General features: G+C 58.7%; 16 protein-coding genes. 6 read left to right on the plus strand and 10 right to left on the minus strand.

Annotated elements, in window-relative coordinates:
- Nucleotides 1–183: 183 nt before the first annotated feature.
- From dnaN to pyk, 4 genes are all read right to left on the minus strand, one after another.
- Nucleotides 184–1,584 carry a DNA polymerase III subunit beta gene (dnaN, locus tag NW818_RS05180; protein WP_414423995.1) on the minus strand — a complete coding sequence of 467 codons (1,401 nt, stop codon included), beginning with the start codon at nucleotides 1,582–1,584 and terminating at the stop codon, nucleotides 184–186.
- 741 nt (nucleotides 1,585–2,325) lie between these two features.
- Complete coding sequence (locus tag NW818_RS05185; protein ID WP_414423996.1) at nucleotides 2,326–4,608, minus strand: RelA/SpoT family protein; 2,283 nt, start codon at nucleotides 4,606–4,608, stop codon at nucleotides 2,326–2,328.
- 151 nt (nucleotides 4,609–4,759) lie between these two features.
- Entirely contained in the window at nucleotides 4,760–4,990 is a 231-nt protein-coding gene (locus tag NW818_RS05190; RefSeq protein ID WP_414342658.1) for a DUF4327 family protein, read from the minus strand.
- A 138-nt stretch (nucleotides 4,991–5,128) separates the two neighbouring features.
- Nucleotides 5,129–6,988, minus strand: coding sequence for a pyruvate kinase (gene pyk / locus NW818_RS05195; protein WP_414424010.1), 1,860 nt, complete (start codon nucleotides 6,986–6,988; stop codon nucleotides 5,129–5,131).
- A 170-nt stretch (nucleotides 6,989–7,158) separates the two neighbouring features.
- On the opposite strand from pyk, the gene NW818_RS05200 reads away from it, so the two are divergent.
- Nucleotides 7,159–7,401 (plus strand): hypothetical protein, encoded by a 243-nt coding sequence (locus NW818_RS05200; RefSeq protein ID WP_414329067.1) that lies wholly within the window; start codon nucleotides 7,159–7,161, stop codon nucleotides 7,399–7,401.
- 88 nt (nucleotides 7,402–7,489) lie between these two features.
- Here the strand turns inward: NW818_RS05200 and NW818_RS05205 are convergent, their stop codons facing one another.
- The 3 genes from NW818_RS05205 to NW818_RS05215 form a co-directional block, all read right to left on the minus strand.
- The gene (locus tag NW818_RS05205) at nucleotides 7,490–8,152 is read right to left on the minus strand and encodes a hypothetical protein (protein WP_414423997.1); all 663 of its coding nucleotides are present in this window, start codon (nucleotides 8,150–8,152) and stop codon (nucleotides 7,490–7,492) included.
- A gap of 143 nt (nucleotides 8,153–8,295) precedes the next feature.
- A complete protein-coding gene (locus NW818_RS05210) occupies nucleotides 8,296–9,042 on the minus strand; it encodes a GvpL/GvpF family gas vesicle protein (protein ID WP_414408714.1) in 747 nt (248 codons plus the stop codon).
- Nucleotides 9,020–10,141: a sugar phosphate nucleotidyltransferase gene (locus tag NW818_RS05215; RefSeq protein ID WP_414329069.1), complete on the minus strand. Its 1,122-nt coding sequence runs from the start codon at nucleotides 10,139–10,141 to the stop codon at nucleotides 9,020–9,022. The genes NW818_RS05210 and NW818_RS05215 overlap by 23 nt, the downstream gene beginning before the upstream one ends.
- 301 nt (nucleotides 10,142–10,442) lie before the next feature.
- On the opposite strand from NW818_RS05215, the gene hisG reads away from it, so the two are divergent.
- From hisG to NW818_RS05235, 4 genes are all read left to right on the plus strand, one after another.
- The gene (gene hisG, locus NW818_RS05220) at nucleotides 10,443–11,150 is read left to right on the plus strand and encodes an ATP phosphoribosyltransferase (protein WP_011433162.1); all 708 of its coding nucleotides are present in this window, start codon (nucleotides 10,443–10,445) and stop codon (nucleotides 11,148–11,150) included.
- A gap of 108 nt (nucleotides 11,151–11,258) precedes the next feature.
- Nucleotides 11,259–12,053, plus strand: a complete 795-nt coding sequence (locus tag NW818_RS05225) for a photosystem II manganese-stabilizing polypeptide (RefSeq protein ID WP_414423998.1) — start codon at nucleotides 11,259–11,261, stop codon at nucleotides 12,051–12,053.
- Between the two features lie 363 nt (nucleotides 12,054–12,416).
- Nucleotides 12,417–13,601 (plus strand): NAD(P)/FAD-dependent oxidoreductase, encoded by a 1,185-nt coding sequence (locus NW818_RS05230; protein ID WP_414423999.1) that lies wholly within the window; start codon nucleotides 12,417–12,419, stop codon nucleotides 13,599–13,601.
- A gap of 97 nt (nucleotides 13,602–13,698) precedes the next feature.
- Complete coding sequence (locus NW818_RS05235) at nucleotides 13,699–14,670, plus strand: GDP-L-fucose synthase family protein (protein ID WP_041436472.1); 972 nt, start codon at nucleotides 13,699–13,701, stop codon at nucleotides 14,668–14,670.
- Here NW818_RS05235 and NW818_RS05240 read toward each other — a convergent pair.
- From NW818_RS05240 to NW818_RS05250, 3 genes are all read right to left on the minus strand, one after another.
- Entirely contained in the window at nucleotides 14,667–15,404 is a 738-nt protein-coding gene (locus tag NW818_RS05240) for a DevA family ABC transporter ATP-binding protein (protein ID WP_414351864.1), read from the minus strand. The two genes, NW818_RS05235 and NW818_RS05240, sit on opposite strands and share 4 nt — an antisense overlap.
- Nucleotides 15,405–15,629: 225 nt before the next feature.
- Nucleotides 15,630–16,814, minus strand: a complete 1,185-nt coding sequence (devC, locus tag NW818_RS05245; RefSeq protein WP_011433169.1) for an ABC transporter permease DevC — start codon at nucleotides 16,812–16,814, stop codon at nucleotides 15,630–15,632.
- 9 nt (nucleotides 16,815–16,823) lie between these two features.
- The gene (locus tag NW818_RS05250; protein WP_414329074.1) at nucleotides 16,824–17,975 is read right to left on the minus strand and encodes an ABC exporter membrane fusion protein; all 1,152 of its coding nucleotides are present in this window, start codon (nucleotides 17,973–17,975) and stop codon (nucleotides 16,824–16,826) included.
- Between the two features lie 333 nt (nucleotides 17,976–18,308).
- Here NW818_RS05250 and murC point away from each other — a divergent pair, with 333 nt between their 5' ends.
- On the plus strand, nucleotides 18,309–19,745 hold the full coding sequence (murC, locus tag NW818_RS05255) for a UDP-N-acetylmuramate--L-alanine ligase (protein ID WP_414424011.1): 1,437 nt from the start codon (nucleotides 18,309–18,311) through the stop codon (nucleotides 19,743–19,745).
- The last annotated feature ends 2 nt before the right edge of the window (nucleotides 19,746–19,747 follow it).

The following is a 19,747-nucleotide window of genomic DNA, read 5'->3' on the forward strand; positions in this document are numbered from 1 at the left end:
GGTTTTGGGGGTTAGAGGCATGCTCCCTGAACGCTCGGCGCCGCTTCCGCGACCATCCCTGGCTCCTTTCCCTCTGGGAGAGGGGGCAATGCAAACAACTGTAGATTTGTACAAACAACTGTAGATTTGTACTGAGATGATCTTGAGAGTTTTGGACTAGAGCTGGGTGGAGCTCTCCTAAGACTAGGTAGCCCGTAGCTGCACCGGCATAACCAAATAACAGAGCCGCATTGCCCCAAGGGGCTTCCAGATGGCCGGCTGCGTGGCGCCGTTTAGCTCCAGGCTCACCTGCTGCGTATGAAACACCCTGAGGGCATCCAGCAGGTAACGCACATTGAAGGCCAGCTCCAGGTCAGGACCAGACATCTGCACTGGCAACGATTCCTCGCCACTGCCCACATCGGGCGCCTCGGTGCTGATGCGCAGGGTTTGGGTTGCGGCAGAAAGATTGAACTTGACGATGTCGTTTCTTTGGGCAGCGAGTACTCCCACCCGTTCCAGCGACTCAATCAAAGGCCGACGCTCCAGGGTTATCTGCCGCTCAAATTGCCTGGGAATCAGGCGGTTGTAGTCGGGATATTGGCCCTCCAAAAGGCGGCTGGTGATCCGCTGTTGGCACTGCGTTTTGCTGGCGCGAGGAGGCAGCACAAACTGCACCTGGGAAGGGACTCCGTCCCGCTGACGCGAACGGTCAAACCGCAATTCCACCGTAGAGGCCGCGGTCTGGGTGCCGAGGATGCGCTCCACCTCTCGCAAAGTGCGAGCAGGAATGGTGAAATCCAACCCTATTTCCCCATGGGCCGAAGCAACCGGGATCCCTTCGGCCTCCACCTGCACCATCGCCAGACGGTGCCCATCGGTGGCTGCAAACTCCAGGCAAGGGGGATCCCCCGCCAAGAGCTTGACATGCACCCCTGTGAGCACCTGCTTGGTCTCATCTCCAGAGGCCGCAAAAAGGGTTTGGCCGATCCCTTGCAACAGGCTCTCGATGGGCAGCTCCAGGGCCTGAGCTGTTGGGCTTTCCTCCCCCACAAAATCGCCATCTGCGTCGGCGGTGCGGAGCGATATTTCCGGTAGGGTGGGGTACTCTTCAGCCGACATGCTGCGCACTTGGTACTGGCCGGCTGCCGACATGAGAATCACAGGGGCACTCTCCTTGGCTTGGCTGCTCGCGTCAAGAGTCACTGGGCCGCTGGGCAGACGGCTGACGATGTCGCTGAGCAGCTTGGCCGGCAGGGTGGTGCGACCGGATCCCCTGACCTGAGCCTCGAACTCGCTGCGAATGCACAAGTTCAAGTCAAAGGCGGTCAAAGCAACCCGCTGAGTTTCCGCGTCGGCCTCCACCAACACATTGGCCAAAACGGGCAGGGCGGGGCGGCTGGCCACAGCCCGTCCAACGGAAGTGAGGTGGTGGCTGAGATCGGCTTGCTCGCAGGTGAAGCTGAAACCCTCCGGAGACGAGTCCACGGCCCCGTCAAGGTATCCCTCCCCACGCTGAGGAGCTGCAGTCTTGCTGCTGCGCAACACTGCCGCAAATGACTCGGCCTCGAGTTCTCGATCCACAGGACGTTGAGCTTGCACCATGGGGGGCACTTGAGGGCTGCACACGCAGATCCTACACCGACTGCCCCGGTTGGATCCCTCCCCTTGCGGTCGAGTTTTGGAAAATTTGCCTCGCGCGTAGGACAGATCTGAAATTTCGATCCCTGCCTAATTTAATTTTTTGATCTAGTAGTAGTAGGGGCTGTGGAAACTGTGGAAAGTGATCGTCAACACCTTGTGCCATGAGCTTTTGAGCCTATTCCCCACCTGTGGAAAAACTGTGGATAACTTGGCCACTTTTCCACAGGGTATTTATACCTGTTAATAACTTGGGGGGTTTTTCCACAGGTTTTCCACAGATTTTCCAGGTTTTTCCACAGGTTTTCCACAGGCTAATGTTATGGTTTTCTGACAAATTCATAAAAATTAACGCACAGTCAGTGTGAGATCCCCTAAGGTAGTGAATCCTTCCCCCTAGATATGGCTGGGGATTCCACCGGAGCTGGGGCGGGCTTCGCTGGATTTCCACAGGTTTTCCACAGGCTGTCGAAGAAAGCCTGGGATATTGCTCTGGGCTTGTCGGCCTTGCCTGGCCACCTGTAAGCTGACACGGGATTTTTGGCAAGACCCCAGAGGGGCGGGAAAGCGCTCTGCGCACCAGAAGCGGCAAAGGAGGTCAGGATGAGGATGGGACAGCGCCTGACCCAAAATTGGGCTGCTGCAGGAGCGAGTCGCAATAGGGATGCGGTCTAGAGTCCGTACCCGCGAAGGGCCAGGCGTAGGTCAACGGGATCCGTTTTGGTGATGGCGGGAGCGCAGCACGATCACGTCAGAAAGCTGGCGCAGTTGACTTTGAACCTGGGTGAGCTGTTTCTTATCACGTACATCGATACAGAGATCGATCAGGGCGGTGCGGTTGGCAAAAGTTTGTACCTTAGCATTGCGAACATTAATGCCTTGATCCGATAGACGGGAAAGAATGTCCCGCAGCACCCCAACGCGGTCGATAACCTCCAGATGCAGTTCTACCGGATAGATCTGGGTGCTCCGCCGCAGTTGCTCTTCGTTCCATCGTACCGGCACCAGCCGTTCCCCCGAAACCTGGGCCACCCTTGGGCAATCCCGGTGATGGATGCTGATCCCCTTAAAGCGGGTGACTACGCCCAAAATCGGATCCCCCGGCAGCGGGTTACAACACTTGGCCAACTGGTGTTTCAGACCCTCCACCCCCAGAATGGGAGATTGGGATTTGACGGAACTGGAAGCCACAGAAGCCCGCGGCAACAACAGCTTGGATCCCTCAAGCGATTCCTCCTCTGTAGGGGGGGATACTGCCGGTTTGCTGACCTCCTGTAGCCGATGGATCACCAGCGTGGGGGTCGTCTCGCCATAACCCAGAGCGGCCAACAAATCCTCTACGCTGGCGTAGTTGAGCTTTTCGGCCACCTTCTGCATCCGCTCTGATTTGAGCAGGGCATCAAAGCCCGTTTTGCCCAGCTCCCGCTCCAGCAAATGCCGGCCCCGCGCGATGTTTTGCTCACGATTTGAGCGCTTAAACCATTGGCGAATGCGATTGCGGGCAGAGCTGGTGGCAACGAAATTGATCCAGTCCAGGCTGGGATGGGCATTTTTGTGCGTGATGATCTGCACAATGTCGCCGTTGCGCAGGCGGGTATCCAGGGGCACGATCTTGTTGTTTACCCGCGCTCCTGCACAGTGATCCCCAATTTCGGAGTGGATGCGATAGGCGAAGTCCACCGGACAGGATCCCTGGGGCAGAGCCAGCAAGTCCCCCTTGGGCGTAAAGACGTAAACCTCGCTCTCAAACAGGTTCTCGCGAAGGGTGTCCAGATACTCCTTGTCATCTTTGAGGTCGTTTTGCCACTCCAACAGCTGTCGCAGCCAGGTGAAGCGCTCCTCGTCGGGCTTGACAGTGGTGCTGCCGGCCTCCTTGTACTTCCAGTGGGCGGCGATCCCGTACTCAGCCACGCGGTGCATCTCTTCGGTACGAATCTGCACCTCCACCGGTCTTCCCTGCGGGCCAATCACCGCCGTATGCAAAGATTGGTAACGATTGGCCTTGGGCAGACCAATGTAGTCTTTGAAACGCCCAGGGATGGGGCGAAAGCAGTTGTGAACGACTGCCAGCACCCGATAGCACTCGCTGTTGGTATGCACGATCACCCGCACTGCCGAGAGATCGTAAATCTCGTGAAATTCTTTGTGCTGCTGCTGCATCTTGCGATAGATGCTGTACAAATGTTTGGGCCGTCCGCTGATCTCAAAGCGTTCCAGTCCCGCTTGAAGAAGGTTCTGCCGCAGCTCTTCGATAAAAGCTTGAATCTCTGCCTCTCGCTCGGCGCGCTTGGCGTTGACCAATTCCTGAATCTTCCGGTAAGCCTCGTAGTCCAGATACTTAAAAGCCAAGTCTTCCAGTTCCCATTTGAAATGCCAGATCCCCAGCCGGTTGGCCAAAGGGGCGAAAATTTCCATGGTTTCGGCTGCAATTTGCCGTTGCTTACTGGGGGAGAGATACTGCAGCGTGCGCATGTTGTGTAAGCGATCCGCCAGCTTGACCACGATGACTCGAATATCTTTGGCCATGGCCACAAACATGCGGCGGAAATTTTCCGCTTGCTGCTCGGTTTTGCTGGAGAAATTGAACTTAGAGAGTTTGGTAACTCCTTCTACCAGTAGGCGAACTTCAGAGCCGAATTCAGCTTCCAGGGCTTCTGGGGTAACTTCTGTGTCCTCAATAACATCGTGCAAAAGGCCGGCTGCCACTGTCACCGCATCCCCCCCCAGCTCCCGCAGGAGAGTAGCCACGGCTACCGGATGGGCAATGTAGGGATCCCCTGATTTGCGTTTTTGGCCCTGATGCAAACAATAGGAAAACTCAAAGGCACGGCGCAGCAGATTGGCTTCTTCAGCCGTGTAAGGCCGCAACCCATCGCCGGGATCCTCGGCACCGGAAAGCAGAGCACGCAGCCACCCTGGCACCTCAAAACCGAGGCTATTCAGGTCGAGACCTCCATCTGAGGTGGCAATGACAGCCGTCTGACCCATGCGAACCCGGCGAAAAGGGATGTTTGATTACTGACTATAGTTCATCCAGCTTAACCGCCGACAGATTAGAGGAGGAAAAAACGGCTGGAATAAAAAGAGGCATTGGCTGTCTGCCAACGCCGACCGCTTGCCATCCTCGGCAGATCGAGAGTCAGTCTTCGCTCCACTCCTCGCAGTTGCCGATCAAATCGCAGAGGGGATCCGAGGGGCAGTAGTCTTGCAGCTCCAGCTCTTGGGCAATCGCCTGCCACTCCCGCTGCGGGAAAAAGGGTTGCAGGTGGGCAATGGCTGCAGAGCGGCGTAAGACCCCCTGCTGAATGAGGCGACGAGCTTCCTCCTGGATGGCCTCAACCGCATAGTGGGTGGCTTGTAAAGTGGGCATAGCTTAACCTACACGTGGAATGGATGGGACGCACCGAAGGGTCAGGGAAAATCTTGCCTCGCTACCCCCATCATAGAACTGGGTCTCGTTTCGTAGCAAGAGATACAAGTTTGTATTGCAGGCAACCTTAAGGCCCGCTTAAAAGCCCAAGCCATCGGCTCCCGCGGTCACTATGCCTTTTTCTGCATCCAAAGTGACAATAGATCCATCCCGGATTAAGCGGGTAGCATCCTTGACCCCCACCAGCACCGGCACCCCCAGCCGCAGGCCAATGACCGCCGCATGAGAGGAGGCTCCCTCTTCTTCGGTAATCACGCCGGCTGCCTGTTTGATGGCCTCCACATAGTTGGCGTCGGTGGATTGGGCAACCAAAATGTCTCCGGCGGTGATTTTGCCGGCATCGAGGCTGGATCTCAAGATGCGGGCCGGGCCGCTGACAATGCCTTTGCCAAACCCTTTGCCTTGAGCCACCACCGCTTTCACCACATCCACCTTGATCAGATCGGTGGATCCCGCAACGCCTGGCAGGGTTCCTGCACTGAGCACCACCAAGTCGCCATCCTTGAGCAAGCCATCTTCCTGAGCCAAGCTGATGGCCGCTTGAAAGGTCTGGCGGGTGGTGGCCAAATCCATAACCAACAGCGGATGTACCCCCCAAACCAACTGCAGCCGCCGTGCCACTTCCACATGGGGGGTTACGGCTAGGATGGGAGTGCGGGGGCGAAACTTGGAGACATTGCGAGCAGTAGCCCCCGTTTTGGTCAGGGTCATCACGGCTACAGCATCCAACTCTTGGGCGATCTCCCCCACGGCGCGGCTGATCGAGTCGGTGATCAGGGTTTTGGGCCGCATCCCGGCAGGACTGTTGCCGTTGTTTTGGCTCAGCTCCTGCATGGCAAGGGTGCGAAGGCGTTGTCGTCGGTCGGCGGAGGTCAGGTCAAAGTAATCGCGCTCGGTGCGCACGGCAATGCGGGCCATGGTGGCAACGGCCTCGACAGGGTATTTGCCCACAGCCGTCTCGTTGGAGAGCATGACGGCATCGGTGCCATCCAAAATGGCGTTGGCCACATCGGAGATTTCGGCACGGGTAGGCCGGGGGCTGTGCACCATGCTGTCCAGCATTTGGGTGGCCGTAATCACCGGGATCCCCAGGGAGTTGGCCAGGGCGATCACCCGCTTCTGCAGGATCGGCACCTCTTCCGCAGGCAGCTCTACCCCCAGATCTCCCCGCGCCACCATCACACCGTCGCTGAGGGCCAAAATCTGGGGCAGCTGTTCAATGGCCTCGTGTTTCTCGATCTTGACGATGATGGGTACCCGCTTGTCGGCTGAGCCGGAAGAAGGCCGTTTGGCTGAGGCAATGAGCTCCCGCAGCTCCAGCACATCAGAGGGATCCCGCACAAAGCTGAGGGCCACCCAATCCACCCCTTGGTTGAGGCCGAAGTAGAGATCTTCTTTATCCTTTGGGGTCACGGCGCGGATGCTCAGGCGCACACCGGGGAAATTGACCCCCTTGTTGTTGGAGAGGGTACCCCCGACAATGGTGCGGCAGAAGAGTTCGCCCGCTTCCGGATCCACGGCTTCCACCCGCATCTCCACTCGACCATCGTCGATGAGGATCGTCGCTCCTTCGGGCACTTCTTGGGCCAGCTTGTCGTAGGTGACCCAGCTGCGCTCTTGGGATCCCAAGACAGGTTTGCTGGTCAACACAAAGGGATCCCCTGCCTTGAGGGTGATCGAGCCTTCGGCGAACTTGCCCAGGCGGATTTTCGGCCCCTGCAGGTCTTGCAAGATGGCGACCTGGATGCCCAGATCCATCGCGGTTTGGCGGATCAGGCGAATGCTGCGGCGGTGTAGCTCGTGATCCCCATGGGAGAAGTTCAGGCGAAGGGTGGTTGCCCCTTGCAGGATCATCTCCCTGAGAATGGCTGGATTTGAGCTGGCAGGGCCGATGGTGGCAACAATTTTGGTGCGTCGAAAAGAATCCCTCAAATGCATGTCCACTGTTCCCAAGGGAGAGCAGCCCAGATCCTTCCCCCACATAGGGATCTCTCTGATTACGATAACCCGTTATGTCTTTTTTGAGGCACCGCTTTTTTAAAATCCCCAGCGAGAGAGGATGGGAAAATAGGCAAAGCAGAGTGTAGAGATCCATCTGGAGTCGAGCGATGCCGGTTGCCCCCGAATACGCCTTCCCCTTCGAGCACCATCAGAAGTTCTCTCTCGACAACCCCACCATCTCCAGCCCAGGGGTTTCCAAGCGGGAATACATAGCCAGCAAGGTATTGCAAGGTATCGTGAGCAATCCCCAGACTCCCGTCGGCGATTTGTCTCCTGAGCAACGACAGGCTTTGGTCTATACGGCGGTGTTGTTGGCAGATGATTTGTTGGCGGCCCTCGGCGCTCAGTAGAGAGGTTCTTGAGATTGCAGCGCACCCTCTTGGGGTGAGGTTTAGGCCGAGGTTGACCGTTCGCGGCGGGGGGCCGTAGGCTCTGCTGCTACCTACGCCGCAGCTGTTGCGTCAACTCTTCCCCCAAGCGCATCCATTTTGCTATCTCTTCGGGACTCACCTGTCGGTCATTTTGCCAAAGAATGAGGTGGGCGCCAGCTCCTTCGGCGCAATAGTTGGGATGCTGCTCCCAAAAACCAAGGACGCCAGGATGGAACCGCAGCCGAACTTGGGCTTCATTCTCTCCTCGCAAGAGATAGCTCCGGGAGAACTTAGGGTGGCTCTCGAAGTTGATATCTTGCATGCCAAAGGCTTTGGCGATGCCGTGGAAAAGGGCATTTTCGGGGTGCAGCCGAAAACGGGGCAGATGAAGATCCTCGTGATAGGCGTAGAAGACGGACTGGCGATAAGTGCTAGAACTCTTGCCACTGCCCCGGGTGTATTGGTAATCAAAAACGGTAATCTCAGTGCCATCGATCAGCCGCTTGGACATCGAATTATAGAAACGCCGCCCATGGCCTCGTTCAAACAGTCCAAAGCCTGCTTGCAACAAGCGAGATCGAATCTCTTCAGGCAACTGGGCAGAAAAGCGCATTCCTAGCTGTGCAGCTACCCGCTCCAGAGCTTCTCGACGTTTCTTTTCGTGGTAAAGGGCTAGAGCCAAGATCCCGGCAGCCAGAGCTAAAAACAAGATAAAAATAAGCAACCCCATACCGTCTCCCTCGGCTTACAGACTGCAGCGCCCATCCCCACAATACCTGAGCAGATTTCCAAAAGGATCCCTGCCTTCGACCATTCAGCCGAGCGGTCTCCCCTTGTCTTTTGTAGAGAAGTGACCCAATACAGCTGAGTGTGTCAAAGTTTGACGAAATTGTAGGGAGCGGTGAAGTTGTTGTAGCGAATGCGCAGCCGCCCCTGGAAGGTCTGGTCTAGCTCCTCTACTTTTTGGGCAAAAACCGGCTCATCTTCCCAATTGATCAAAAACGAGCCGTTGTAGGCCATGTTTTCGGTGAGCAGATCTCCTTCTACGCGGTCGCTGGCCAAGGGGCTGAGGGCTGCTGTAAAGGTCTGGGCAATGCGCTGACGTCGCTGCTCTAAGAGCTGCTCCAGAGCCCGTCCGATCTCAACTACCGCGTCCAATCCCAAAGGAGCGCCGGCCATTTCGTCCCGCCGAGCTTTGAGGGCAGGGTTTTCCTCTAGCCCCAGCTTGAGCTCCTGCTCGGGATCCCAGAAGACTTTGACTCCCACCTCCCGCTTGCCCTCCAGGCGCTCCAGCAGAGCCAGCAGATCCGCCAAGCGGGGCTGCACCAAGTCCCGTTCCACCTGCTCCCAGCCGCTCACCACCAGGCCAAATTGCAGAGGCAGCAGAGCCCGGTGTCCCTCGTTCATCACTTTTTCCAGCACGGCCTCATGGGCGAGCAAGTTGGCCCGGCTGGCCAGGTAGCGCTCCTGTCGAGCCTGGGAGTACAAGAAGGCCAGGGATCCCAGCCCATGAACCTGCACCGGCTGCTTGTCCAGCCCCACCACACTCAGATGACGCGGGCCAGGGGCAGCGACGATCCCGTAGAGGTAGAGGGAGCTATGGGGATTTGCCGTTGGCATTGCTGCGGGCATCTCCGATCAGCCACGTGAGGTTGGACTCTTCAGTGTCGATGGCATTGCCATCCGAGGAAATGCAGTAGCGACCCATCACCATCTGGTGGCGTAGGGTCACGCCTGCCGCAATCTGGGTGTAGTTAAAAATCAAGCTGCCATCCAGCGTACACCCTTCATTCAACACACATCCGTAGCCAATTGCCGTGGGGCCGATGAGTTTGACCCCGTCCGCCAAATAGCTGCTGGCCCCGATGTAGACCGGTGGCTCGATGTGGATGCGATCCCAGTTGGCGCGGATGTTGATCCCCGTCCATACGCCGGGTTGAATCTGGATCCCAGGCACCTTGACTCCCTTGATCTCGCCGCGCAGCACTTTTTGCACCGCCAGCCAGTAGTCGTGGGTGCGGCCAATGTCCACCCACTGAAAGTCAGCCGTGATCCCATAAAAGGGGGCACCCGCTTTCACCAAGGCCGGGAAGAGATCGCTGCCGATGTCGTAGGGGCAGCCGGGGGGAATGTAGTCGAACACTTCCGGCTCGAAAACATAGATGCCGGTGTTGATGGTGTGGCCGAGGGCCTCTTCCCGCCTAGGCTTTTCTTGGAAAGCAGTGATGCGACCCGTCTCGTCGGTGACTACCACCCCATAGCTGGAGACCTGGCTGGGATCCACCTGCCGCAGGACCACAGTGGCCAGCGCTCCCTTGGATTTGTGGAAGTTGACGATCTGCGTGAGGTTCAGGTCGATCAGGGCATCCCCACAGAGCACCACAAAGGTACTGTCGAAAAATCCGGAGAAATCCTGGATCTTGCGCATACCGCCAGCGGAGCCCAGAGGTTCGGCCACCGGCTGGCCGTTCTCAAAATGGCCTTCGAAGGAAAAGCCGATGTGAACCCCCCATTGCTGCCCATCTCGAAAGTAGTCTTCGATTTGGTGGGCCAAGTGGCTGGTGTTGACCATGATCTGGTCGAAGCCGTGTTCCCGCAGCAGCTCCACCAAAAATTCCATGACAGGCTTGTGCAAAATGGGGATCATCGGCTTCGGCATCATGTAGGTGATGGGCCGTACCCGCGTGCCTTTGCCTGCTGCCAGGATCATGGCTTTCATGCCGTCGTCACTCCTCCGGGCTAACCGTGCTCTGACTTTATCATCCCAGGATCGGCATTCCAGAGAAGCGGTGGGGCTTTCAAGAGGCCGGGGAATCGCTGCTGGGATTCCGATCCCCTACAATCAAGGGAGCTTGCTCTTCTGGGCATTTCGCTAAGGGTTTCCCCTGAGCCCCTCGTTTTGCCCCGTCTCTCCTGAGAGTTCCACCCGGCAGACGGGGATCCCAGCATTCTTACATTGATTGCTCCTGGCCCAAGATTCAGACGGATGTATCAGACAAATGTAGTAGATCCTGAAAAAGATGCTGGATGGCCGTCCCGACAGCCCACCCATCACGATTGCCCTGGCCAAGGGGGCCTTGCTGCCTGAGGCCATTCAATGCCTGCAGCAGGTGGGGATCGATTTCAGCCGTTTTTTGGATCCCGGCAATCGCCTGCTGCGGATTGAATCCCCCACCCGGCTGAACGGACAACGCTACGAAGCGCTGCTGGTGCGCACTCACGATGTGCCGGTGTACGTGGAGTACGGGCAGGCGCAGTTGGGCATTGTCGGCTACGACGTCTTGCGGGAGCGCTATGCCGGCACCGAAGCGCGGGTGGCCCACCTGTTGGATCTCCAATTTGGCCACTGTCGCATGTCGGTGGCCCTTCCCCAAGATAGCCCCTACCACTCGGCAGCTCAGTTGCCTGCTCATGCCCGCGTGGCTTCTAAGTTTGTCGGCTGCGCCCGGGAGTATTTTGACCGCCTGGATTTGCCGGTGGAGCTTATCTCTCTCTATGGTTCGGTGGAGTTGGCCCCCCTCACCGGCATGGCCGATGCCATCGTCGACTTGGTAGCCACAGGGCGCACCCTGAGGGAAAACGGCCTGATTGAGCGAGACTGCCTATTCGAGAGTACAGCTCGCCTGATTGCCCATCCCATCAGCTACCGTGTCAACCAACAGCCTATCCGCGAGTTGATCACCCAGATTCGGGAACGCTGGCTGGGATCCCTGTTGGTGGGTGGCTAATTTTGAGGCACTTCCTCTGAGGGGGATCACGATTGCGTACAATGGGGGCATTCGGGCTTATTTCCCCCAGCAGCGTTCAGATTCAAAAAAGGTTTTTCGAGGTTGATTATGCGGTACCGTCCACTGCTCGCCATCCTGTTGGCGCTTTGTTTGAGCGTCTTTGCTGTTCCGGCTAAGGCTGCCAAGGCGCCGCTGACCTATGACCAGATCCGCAACACCGGCAAGGCCGCCATTTGCCCTTCGGTCTCGGACAACGCCCGGGGCCGTATCGAAGTGCCTAGGGGGGGATCCCTGAAGCTGACGGATGTCTGCTTCCAGCCGGTGCAAATTGAGGTGGAAGAAGAAAAGCGGAACGGCGAGAAAGAGTTCATCAAGGCCAAAAACATCATGATCTCAGCGGCCACTCTGGGGCCGATTAAAGCCGAGGTGACTCCCAAAGACGGCGTGCTGGAGCTCAAAGTGGTGGATGGGATCACCTTTCAGCCGACCACCGGCCAAATGCCCCGCCGCGAGCTGGTGCCGTTTCTGTTTAGCGTGAAGGACTTGGTCGCCACTGCGCGGGGATCTGCCATTGACCCTTCGACCGATTTTGAAGGGGAGTTCTTGGTGCCCGGCTATCACAGCAGCACCTTCCTCGACCCGCGCGGGCGGGGATCCAACACCGGCTACGACACTGCGGTAGGTCTACAGGCTGCCAAAGATGATTTTGCCACCAACCGCAAGGTGGACGAGGTTTCCCAGGGGAAAATGTCGCTGCGGATCGCTCGCGTGGATCCCAGCACTGGCGAAATGGCGGGATCCTTTGTTAGCATTCAGCCTTCCAGCACCGAGCAAGGGGCGATGGAACCCCACACTGTTCGCATTCAAGGCCTGTTTTACGCCCGCCTGGCGCAGGAGTCTTGAAGAGGCTTGAGGAAAGCCGAGAAGAGATCCAATTTCGGGCTTGAGATGGGCAGAGATCCCGGCGATCCCTGCCTATTTCTGTTGATACTATGTCTGTCTGGGTTTGCCCGTTGGGGAAGTGTGCAGCGATAAAGTCTGGGCCGGATGCCGCCACAGGTTCATTTGCAGATGGCCGATGCCACTAACCTGCCTTTTATGTTGACTCTGGACCCAAGGGGACTCTCAATCTGGACTCAAGGAAGCCCTTTGCGAGTTCCTCTTCAGCCAGTACCGCCACCAGTGCGGATCCGAGTTCTGCTGCGCTTGCTACCCCAAACTGAGCCACTTTGCCGCAAGATGAGGTTCAGGGCAACGAGGGAAGTGATGGCCAACTACGACTGGATCGTGATCGGTGGTGGGATTACCGGGGCAGCCCTAAGCTATGAACTGGCCCGCCAGGGGGGATCCGTTCTGCTGATGGAGAAAGATGGAGTGCTGAACGGAGCAACCCGCTACAGCTACGGGGGCTTGGCCCATTGGGCGGGCAAAACGCCGCTGCTCAAAGCTCTGGGGGAAGAAGGGATCCAACGCTACCGCACCCTGTCAGAAGAGCTGGAGGCAGATATTCAATTTCGCGAGCTGGATCTGCTCATGCCCATTGCCCCCGGCTACGATGCAGAGGCCGTTGAGGCGGATCTGGCCGACTGTCGCATCCCACCCCGGCGGATTTCGGTGGCGGCAGCCTGCGAGCTGGAGCCGCTGCTGGATCCGGCCGCTCTGGAAGTAGTCCTCTGGGCTCGGCATGGCCACATCAACCCCTTGTTGACGGCGCTGGCCTTTCAAAAAGCCTTTCAACGATTGGGGGGATCCCTCTTGATCGCAACAGCAACGGCCCTGCGGCGGCAGGGAGCGCGCATCACGGGCGTAGAGTCCGGAGCCGACTGCTACGGAGCAGGCCAGGTGGTGGTGTGCGCCGGCGGCTGGACACGGGCTCTGTTGCGCCAAGCGGGAATCCGGGTGCCCATCTACTACACCCATGCCGAATCCCTGGAGCTGGAGCCCTCGGATTTGCAATTGAAAGCGTTGGTGATGAGCGTGCCCGTGCAACGCTTGGAACTGGAACGACAAGCCGCCCATCCCGATCGGGATCCCCTTTGGGACGAGCCAGGGCACGAGCTTTGCCCGCCGATTCTGGATGCCGGGATCCTGCAATTTGTAGATGGCAGCATTCGCATGGGCCAGATCAGCCGGGTATTGACGGATCCCCATGCCGAGGTGGATGCAGCCGCCAGCGAAGCCCAGATCCGGGCACAAGCCGGTCGCTACCTGCCCAAGTTGGCCCACCTGCCTGGACGGTGGTATCACTGCTTGGTGGCCTTCAGCGCTGATCACCAGCCTCTGGTGGGATCCCTGCCCGGCTGGGAAGGCTTACAACTGTTTTCCGGCTTCAGCAATCCCCTGCCCATCCTGCCCGCTTTGGCCCGTCGCTTCGCCCAACAAGCCTATGGACAAGCGGATGAATGGATCCCTGCTCTGTCGCCGGCGCGGTTTGCCCAGGTTTTGAGTTGATGCCTTGCCTATTCTCGATGACCATCGCCAACAAGTCTGGAATACGGCTATCCCGTCTGCAGCATAATGAAAGCCGGAAGTTCTCTGCGTCGGATCTATGCCCAACAGCTTGCCCAGCTCCGTCGATCTCAGCCAGAAGCGCATTTTGCTCACAGGGGGCAGCGGCTTTTTGGGCAAACATGTGCTGCAACAGTTGCAGGTGCTGGGGGTAAAGCCGGAGCAGGTGCGCATCCCGCGCTCCCGCACCCAGGATCTGCGCCGTTGGGAAGTCTGCCAAGAGGTGGTGCAAGGGCAAGATATCGTCATCCATTTGGCCGCCCACGTGGGTGGCATCGGCCTCAACCAAGCCAAGCCGGCAGAACTCTTCTACGACAACCTCATCATGGGATCCCAGCTCATCCACGCCGCCTACCTGGCCGGGGTGGAGAAGTTTGTCTGCGTGGGCACCATCTGCGCCTATCCCAAGTTCACCCCCGTTCCCTTCAAGGAAGAGGATCTCTGGAACGGCTACCCAGAGGAGACCAACGCCCCCTACGGCATCGCCAAGAAAGCCCTGCTGGTGCAGCTGCAGGCCTACCGGCAGCAGTACGGCTTCAACGGCATCTACCTCCTGCCGGTGAACCTCTACGGCCCCATGGACAACTTCGACCCCGAAAGCTCCCACGTCATCCCAGCCTTGATCCGCAAAGTGCACGAAGCGCAGCAACGGGGCCAAAACTACGTCGAAGTGTGGGGGGATGGCAGCCCCACCCGCGAGTTTTTCTACGCTGAAGATGCGGCCCGCGGCATTGTCATGGCCACCCAGCTTTACGACGGGGCGGATCCCTTGAACCTGGGCACCGGTGAAGAGATCTCCATCCGGGATCTGATTGCCCTCATCTGCGAGCTGATGGAGTTCCGGGGAGAGATCCGCTGGCAAACGGACAAGCCCAATGGCCAACCCCGCCGCTGTCTGGATGTCTCCAAGGCCCGAGAGAGGATGGGTTTTGTGGCCAAAGTCGGCTTGCGGGAAGGGCTGCAGCGCACCATCGACTGGTACCGCCGCCACGCCTGCTCTGGGCAAAGCTAGGCAACCCCTTGGCTCTCCAGCCGGCCATCCTCCATGTGCAGCACCCGATCCGCGATGTCCAGGATGCGGTTGTCGTGGGTCACCATGAGGATGGTGCAGCCCTGCTCCCGCGCCAGCTTCTCCATCAGGGTCACCACCTCGCGGCCCGACTTACTATCTAGGGCTGCCGTGGGCTCGTCCGCCAGCACCAGCTTGGGATGGCTAACCAAGGCGCGGGCAATGGCCACCCGCTGCTTTTGTCCGCCGGAAAGCTGTTCCGGGTAGTAGTGGACGCGACCCCCCAGGCCCACCGCCGCCAGCATTGCTTCCGCTCGCTGCTGGGCTTCCTGAGGAGAGAGGCCGTTGTGCAGCTCCAGGGCCATGCGCACGTTTTGGGCTGCCGTCAGGGATCGCAGCAGGTTATGGGCCTGGAAAATGTACCCGACCTGGCGGCGGATTTGAATGAGAGTACTGGGCTGAGCTCCCCGCAGCTCCTGTCCCAACACCCGCAAGCTGCCCTCCTGCACCGAGCGCAAGGCCCCTAGCAGCGTCAGCAGGGTGGTTTTGCCGGAGCCGGAAGGGCCAGTCAGCAGCACGATCTCCCCTGGCTGCAGGGCAAAGCTAATGTCGAAGAGAATCTGCTTGCGCAGGGATCCCTCGCCGAAATAGTGGTTTACACCTTCGGCTTTCACCACCGGCTCAACGGCATTCTGGGCAGAAGCAAGGGCAGCTTGATCGAGAAGAGGAGTCAGCATAGAAAACTCAAAATCTCAAAACTTTGCGTTGACAACTCATTGACCACTTAGGCCGTCATTTGGAGCGTTGAGATGAGACCATTTAGAAACCTTTGGCCGGAGAGCGTTGATGAGGATCCCAGAAGTTTTTAGACAGCCTAGCTCAAACCCTTCACCATCCATCCGATCCCCTTTGGCAGACTATTGACTTACCAACGCCCCGGCGCCCTGCCCACAGCCAAAACTCTAGAAAATGTCGGCAGGATCGGCTGCCCGCAGCCGTCGCACGGCAATCGCTCCTGAGATGAAACACATGCTCACCGCCAGCCCCAGCACCAGCACTGCCCGGTTGAAAGTCATGGCAATAGGCAGCAACGTGGCATTGGCCGTCAAATCGTAGAGCAAAACCGACAGGGCAAAGGCAGGAATGTACCCCAAGCCGGCCAGCAGGAGCGCCTCCTGAAATACCACCCCCAGCAGGTAGGTATCGGTATAGCCCATGGCTTTGAGAGTGGCATATTCCGCCAGGTGATCCGACACATCGGTGTAGAGAATTTGATAGACAATCACAATGCCGACAATAAAGCCCATGCCCACCCCCAGGCCGAAAATAAAGCCGATGGCTGTGCCCTCTTCCCAGTAGGTTTGCTCCATATCGATAAACTCCGCCCGTGAGAGCACCCGCACATCTTCCGGCAGCAAAGCCCGCATCTGCCGCACCAAGGGATCCGGATCCACACCCGGCTGGAGTTGCACCACGCCGATATCCACTAGGCCGCGCCCCCGCTGCGGAAAAATGCGCAGGAAATTGAGGTCGCTGGTGAGAATGGTGCCGTCGGCTCCAAAGGTGGCCCCCATCTCAAACAGGCCCCCCACCTGGACGCGGCGGTTTCCCACCTCAGTAACCACCTCTCGCCCGGACTCAAACCACTCTGGGATGGGGCCAAACTCGCTGCGGGAGCGGCGGTCAAAAAGCACCACGTCCGCCTTTTTGATCTCTTCCAGCTTGTCCGGCGTCAGTTCCGGCAAGTCCAACAGATCAGCCGAGGGATCCACTCCTACCACAAAAATGCTGCGGGTACGGCGGGTCTCTGGGTTTTTCCAGAGGGCAAAGCCCACATAGACAGGCGAGATGGCCCGCACCCCCTCAAAGCCCAAAGCCTGATAGAGTCGCCGCTGGGAGAAGGTGTTCATGGCAATCAGGGCGTTGGACTGAGGGCTGACCAGGAAGATCTCTCCCTTCAGGGCCACGTGGAAGCGGATGGCACTTTCCAGCAGGCTGTCTTGGAAGCCCAACTGCATGAACATCAAGATGCAAGCAAAGGCAATGCCCGCCAGGGCCACCAGCAGGCGGATCTTCTCCCGCGTCAACTGCAGCCAGGCCAACGGGATCCGATGGGCGATAAAAGCCACACTGAACAGGCTGTACATGGGCTGAGCCTACCCCTCGACATCGATGGCCACATTCACCTGCAGGTTGGTCAGGCCAGCCACGCGGGCGCTGCTCTCCGGATCCAGGCGGATATACACCTCTACTACACGGGCATCCACATCGGCAGCTGGGTCGGTGTTGAGCACATCTTTCTTGCCAATCTGCAGGCCTACCCGCTCCACTCGGCCCTGCAGGGTTTCTGGCAGAGCGCGGTTGCTAATGGTGGCCTGCTGGCCTGGCCGAACCCGCAGGATGTCCGTCTCGTAGACTTCCGCCACCACCATCATCTGGTCGGTGTTGCCCAGCTCAAGAATGCCCTCGCCGGCGGGGATGACCTCTCCAGGGCGGGTGTGGATCTTGAGCACCTGTCCAGCACGGGGAGCGCGGATGAGGGTGCGCTCTAGGCGAGCTTCTGCCAGTTCCAGATTGCGGGCCAGGGATCCCAGTTGGACTTGGGCTTGGGCCAGACTCAGTCCCGCCTCGGCAGCTTGGACTTGGGCTTGGGCATTGAGCAGATCCCGCTCACGGGCCAGGCGCAGTTGGCTCAGGGTGGCCTCGGCAGCCCGCAAGTCCTCCTGTCGTTGCCGCACCAGCAGCCGGCGTTGATCCAGCTCTTGTTGCGAGATTGCTCCTTCCTGCCAGAGCTCCTGAAAGCGAGCCAGATTGGCCTCAGCATCGGCCAGCTCTGCCCGGATACGCTCCACCACCGCTTCCTGGGAGCGGATTTGCATCTGTTGCGGCTCGTCCAGACGGCTGAGGCGGGTGCGTGCCTCTTGGATTTGGGCCTGACTGAAACGGGTCTCGGCCTGCAACCGGGCGCGGGCCTCTTGAAGTTGGGCGGCAGCGTACTCTCGCTCCGCCAACCGCTCGGCGTAGCTTTCCAAGCGGGCCAGCACTTGGCCTGCCACCACGCGATCCCCCTCGGCCACCAGCAGCTCTCCCAGCCGTTCTCCGGGGGAACCGGCAATGCGCAGCACTTCCCCCTCCGGCTCCAGGCGACCCAAAGCACCAACTTGCGGAGGCAGCCGCATTTCCACCGTTGCCTCTGCACTTCCCGATACCGACTGTGTGGCTCCCTGTTGGCTCAATCCCAGCCATGCCAGACCGGCACAACCAAGCAGCCCGACTCCTGCCAGAGACCAAAGCGCTCGTGGGTTCATGGCCTTTTACCCGCTGTGGCTTTGCAGACGACAAACGCCGCCTCTTTTTCTTAAATAAGTGTAAAGTTTTTGGGATGAAAATGTCCAGCTGTATTCTGTGTTGCTTGTGCTCACCGTATTTTCACCCCCTGTGGGTTCCCCAAGGTGCCGGCAGATCACGGCAACCGGTGGGGCGCAGCCTACCTAGCTCTGGGGATTCCTGATATGATGTGGCCTGTTCGAACCTGTTTGTAGTCAGCAGAACGCAGTCCTTTTTTTGGAGTGTGGCGGTTTTAGGAGTGGGGTGGAGTTGCGATGGTGGAAACAGTTGGAGGAAGGGATCCCATCCCGCCGTTGCCGGTTCGGTCTCAGCCTCCGCCCCTGCATTTGGATCCCCTAGATCCCTTGCTTTCCACCTATCACTTTGTGGGCATTGGTGGAGTGGGGATGTCGGCCCTGGCCTATATCCTGGCTAAACAAGGGTTTCGCGTTTCCGGATCCGACATTGTCGCCAATGGCCGTACCCGCCGCCTGGAAGCTTTGGGGGTGCGCTTCTTTCAGGGCCACAGCTTGGAGGGGTTGGTCGGGGATCCCCAGGTGGTCTATTCCAGCGCCATTCGCCCCACCAATCCAGAATTGGCTGCTGCCCTGGGCAAGGGATTGACGGTTTGGCACCGGGCAGACTTGTTGGCGGCTCTGTTTAACCGTCGCTCTGGCATTGGGGTGGCCGGCACTCACGGCAAAACCACCACCAGCAGCATGATCGGCTATGTGTTGCTCTCGGCGGGCTGGGATCCCACCTTGATTATCGGCGGGGAAGTGGATGCCTGGGATGGCAATGCCCGTCTGGGCAAGGGGGAGTATTGGGTGGCCGAGGTGGATGAGTCGGATGGATCCCTGGTGCGGCTCTATCCCAAGATTGGGGTGATCACCAACATTGAGCTGGATCACCCCGATCACTACGCCGATTTGGGGCAGGTGATCCGGGCTTTTCAACAGTATGGGCAGCAAAGCCAAACCCTGGTGGCCTGTCTGGACTGTCCCAACGTGGCGGCTCACCTGAGGGTGGATGTGGGCTACAGCCTGATCGGTCATCCCCAAGCCCAGTACCAAGCCCGTCAGATCCTCTACACTGCCAATTCCACCTGCGCTGAGATCTGGGAAAAGGGATCCCTCCTCGGACAGCTTCGCCTACAGGTGTTGGGATCCCACAACCTCAGCAATGCCCTGGCGGCGGTTGCCGTTGGGCGACAGTTGGGCTTGGAGTTTGCGGTGATTGCCTCAGCTTTGGCGCAATTTCGGGGGGCGCATCGCCGCTTTGAGCACAAGGGGGAAGTGGGTGGAGTCACCTTTATCGACGACTATGCCCACCATCCCAGCGAGATTCGAGCCACCCTGCAGGCAGCCCGTCTGCAACAGCGGCGGGTGGTGGCCGTGTTTCAGCCTCATCGCCACAGCCGTTTGGCTGCCCTGTTCCAAGATTTTGCCCGCTGCTTTGGGGAGGCGGACGTGGTGGTGATCGTGCCTACGTATGGAGCGGGAGAGCCGGCGCCTGAGGGTTCCGACAGCTTGCGCTTGGCCGTGGCGGTGGCGGAGCACCATCCCCATGTGCGCTATGTGTCGTCTTTGCCGCAATTGCCGGAGGTGTTGCCGTCCGTCCTGCAGCCTGGAGATCTCGCCGTTTTTTTGGGCGCAGGGGACTTAAATCAGCAGATAATCGCTACGATGCGGGCATATGCGGCTCAGGTGAGGGAACAGCCTGGGCAAGCCAAAAATCCAAACTTCAGCTGAAA

The sequence above is a fragment of the Synechococcus sp. R6-5 genome, assembly GCF_047461775.1.
Taxonomy (GTDB): Bacteria; Cyanobacteriota; Cyanobacteriia; order Thermostichales; family Thermostichaceae; genus Thermostichus.